The following is a 2,825-nucleotide window of genomic DNA, read 5'->3' as shown; positions in this document are numbered from 1 at the left end:
GTTTGAAGGCGGATGGGGTATGACCCATTGTGGCCAGGGAGCTTGCTCCCGCTCGAGCGCGAAGCGGGCACAAAAAGGGTCTGCTGCGCAACCCGGCGGGAGCAAGCTCCCTCGCCACAGTTGATTACGCGCGGCCCAACACCGTCGTCCAGCGTTCCGAAAGAATCACCCCTCCCAGCGTCAGCAGCCCGCCCACCAGGTGATACCAAGCCAGCTGCTCGTTGAGCACCACCGCCGCAATCAACGCCGTGATCAATGGCAGCAGATTGAAAAACAGCGTGGTCCGACTCGGCCCCAGACGCACCACCGCTTGCATCCACGCCAGCGGCGCTACCATCGAGGCCAGCAAACAGGCGTAAAGCACCAACGGAATGTTCTGCGAGGTCAGGCCGGTCTTCGCCGACAGGGCAAACAGCGGAAACAACACCACCACCGCCACCCACACCTGCAGATACAACAACACCAGCGGTGGCAGGCGCAGCTGCCATTTTTTCAATAACGTGCTGTAGATCGCATAGGCCAGGGTCGCGATCAGCATCATCGCGTCGCCCAGATTCACGCCGTGTTCGAGCAACACGCCGAGGCTGCCGGAGGACACCACCACCAACACGCCGGTCAACGACAGCAGCGCTCCCGCCAATGCGCCTGCCGTCAGCCGTTGGCCGAGGCTGACTATGGCCATCGCCAGCGACATCAACGGCATCAGCGACAGGATGATGCCCATGTTGGTAGCCGACGTCAGTGACGCTGCGAAGTACGCCAGGCTTTGATACACCGCCATCCCCAACACGCCGAGGACAAAAATCTTGCCCAGGTTCGGGCGAATGGCTGGCCAGTGAGCGATCACAGGTCTGAGCATGAACGGCGTGAACAGCAATCCCGCCAGCAGCCAGCGGTAAAAACCGATCTCGGCGGGGAAGATCGCCCCGGCTGACATTTTGGTAATCACGGTGTTGCCGGCCCAGATGAAAATGGCCAGCAGTGGAAAAGCATATTGCATCAGAAATAACCACAGCGTTAATGAGGGGCGATTATCCACTGTCACGGCGATGGTGGTGTAACAAGCGTTGTCTACACTGCACATCGAGGCCGCACTGCTCGGTGCGGCAACAAGGAGAAGACACCATGAAGATGTTGCGTGCCCCTTTGTTGATGATCGGTTTGCTGATGTGTGCCCAAGGTTTTGCCGCCACGGCCCAACAGAACAAGATGACCACTTGCAACGCTGACGCCACCGCGAAAAGCCTCAAGGGCGATGAGCGCAAGGCCTTCATGAGCACTTGCCTCAAGGCCGCGCCTGCGGCCAATGATGACAAGGTGTTGACCGCGCAGCAGCAGAAGATGAAAACCTGCAATGCCGATGCCGCGACCAAAGCGCTGAAGGGCGATGAGCGCAAGGCGTTCATGAGCGATTGTTTGAAGAAGAAATAACGTCAGGCTGGAACAGGCACGGGCTGTGAGGGCCTCATCGCGGGCAAGCCCGCTCCCACAGTTTTCAGTGTCGAGCAAAAAATGTGCAGGCACTCGAGATACCTGTGGGAGCGGGCTTGCCCGCGATGAGGCCTGAAAGAGCGCCGAAAGTCCCACCAAAGACGACCCACACAATTCCTAGTGCTCCCATCGGAACGCTGGCAGACTGCCAATCCTTTTACGCCGTTCGTTTTGAGGCTGTATGCCAACGTTTTCTCAACGCCAGGTTCTGCTGGTGATCAGCTGGGTCATCATCTTTGGTGGCTTGCTGCTGGTGCTTCCTCTGCGGTTATTACCCAGTCTGCTGGCCGGCTTGCTGGTGTTCGAACTGGTCAACATGCTCACCCCGCAGTTGCAGCGCTTGATCGAAGGTCGGCGCGCGCGCTGGCTGGCGGTGGCGTTGCTGGGGACGTTAGTGGTCAGCGCCCTGGCGTTGCTCTTCGCCGGCGCCATCAGTTTTCTGCTGCACGAGGCCGAAAACCCAGGGGCTTCCCTCGACAAATTCATGGTCGTGGTCGATCGGGCGCGCGGGCAGCTGCCGCCGTTCATTGATGCCTACCTCCCTGCCAGCGCCGCCGAATTTCGCGTAGCCATCGGCGAATGGATGAGCAAGCACCTCAGCGATCTGCAACTGGTCGGCAAGGATGCCGCGCACATGTTCGTGACGTTGCTGATCGGTATGGTGCTCGGCGCAATCATCGCCCTGCAGCGCGTGCCGGACCTGACCAAACGCAAACCGCTGGCGGCCGCGCTGTTCGATCGTCTGCACCTGCTGGTCCAGGCCTTTCGCAATATCGTGTTTGCGCAGATCAAGATTTCCCTGCTCAACACCTTCTTCACCGGGATTTTCCTGGCGGTGGTGTTGCCGATGCTTGGCATCAAGTTGCCGCTGACCAAAACCCTGATCGTGCTGACGTTCCTGCTCGGCCTGCTGCCGGTTATCGGCAACCTGATCTCGAACACGCTGATCACGATTGTCGGTTTGTCGCTATCGATCTGGGTCGCGGTGGCGGCGCTGGGCTACCTGATTGTTATCCACAAGCTCGAATACTTTCTCAACGCGCGGATTGTCGGCGGGCAGATCAGTGCCAAGTCGTGGGAGTTGCTCTTGGCGATGCTGGTGTTCGAGGCCGCATTCGGCCTGCCGGGAGTCGTGGCAGGGCCGATTTATTATGCGTATCTGAAAAGCGAGCTTAAACAGGTGGGGATGGTTTGATCGAGTGATCCATTGTGGTGATGGATAATTGTGGCGAGGGGATTTATCCCCGTCGGACTGCAAAGCAGTCCCTGCATTTCTTCAGGATTACTGAGTGAATGGTTTTAGGACTGCTGCGCAGTCCAACGGGGATAAATCC

General features: G+C 58.7%; 3 protein-coding genes. 2 read left to right on the top strand and 1 reads right to left on the bottom strand.

Going from position 1 to position 2,825, the window contains the following annotated elements:
- Nucleotides 1–124: 124 nt before the first annotated feature.
- Nucleotides 125–1,000, bottom strand: coding sequence for a DMT family transporter (locus DU29_RS0127830; RefSeq protein WP_028624642.1), 876 nt, complete (start codon nt 998–1,000; stop codon nt 125–127).
- A 125-nt stretch (nt 1,001–1,125) separates the two neighbouring features.
- On the opposite strand from DU29_RS0127830, the gene DU29_RS0127825 reads away from it, so the two are divergent.
- Both DU29_RS0127825 and DU29_RS0127820 read left to right on the top strand, forming a co-directional pair.
- A complete protein-coding gene (locus tag DU29_RS0127825; RefSeq protein ID WP_028624641.1) occupies nt 1,126–1,431 on the top strand; it encodes a PsiF family protein in 306 nt (101 codons plus the stop codon).
- 241 nt (nt 1,432–1,672) lie between these two features.
- The gene (locus DU29_RS0127820) at nt 1,673–2,686 is read left to right on the top strand and encodes an AI-2E family transporter (RefSeq protein ID WP_028624640.1); all 1,014 of its coding nucleotides are present in this window, start codon (nt 1,673–1,675) and stop codon (nt 2,684–2,686) included.
- Nucleotides 2,687–2,825: the final 139 nt, after the last annotated feature.

Source organism: Pseudomonas sp. Ant30-3 (genome assembly GCF_000690905.1).
Lineage (GTDB): Bacteria > Pseudomonadota > Gammaproteobacteria > Pseudomonadales > Pseudomonadaceae > Aquipseudomonas.
Note: the sequence above shows the minus strand (reverse complement) of the source record. Positions and strands in the feature narration are given on the sequence as shown.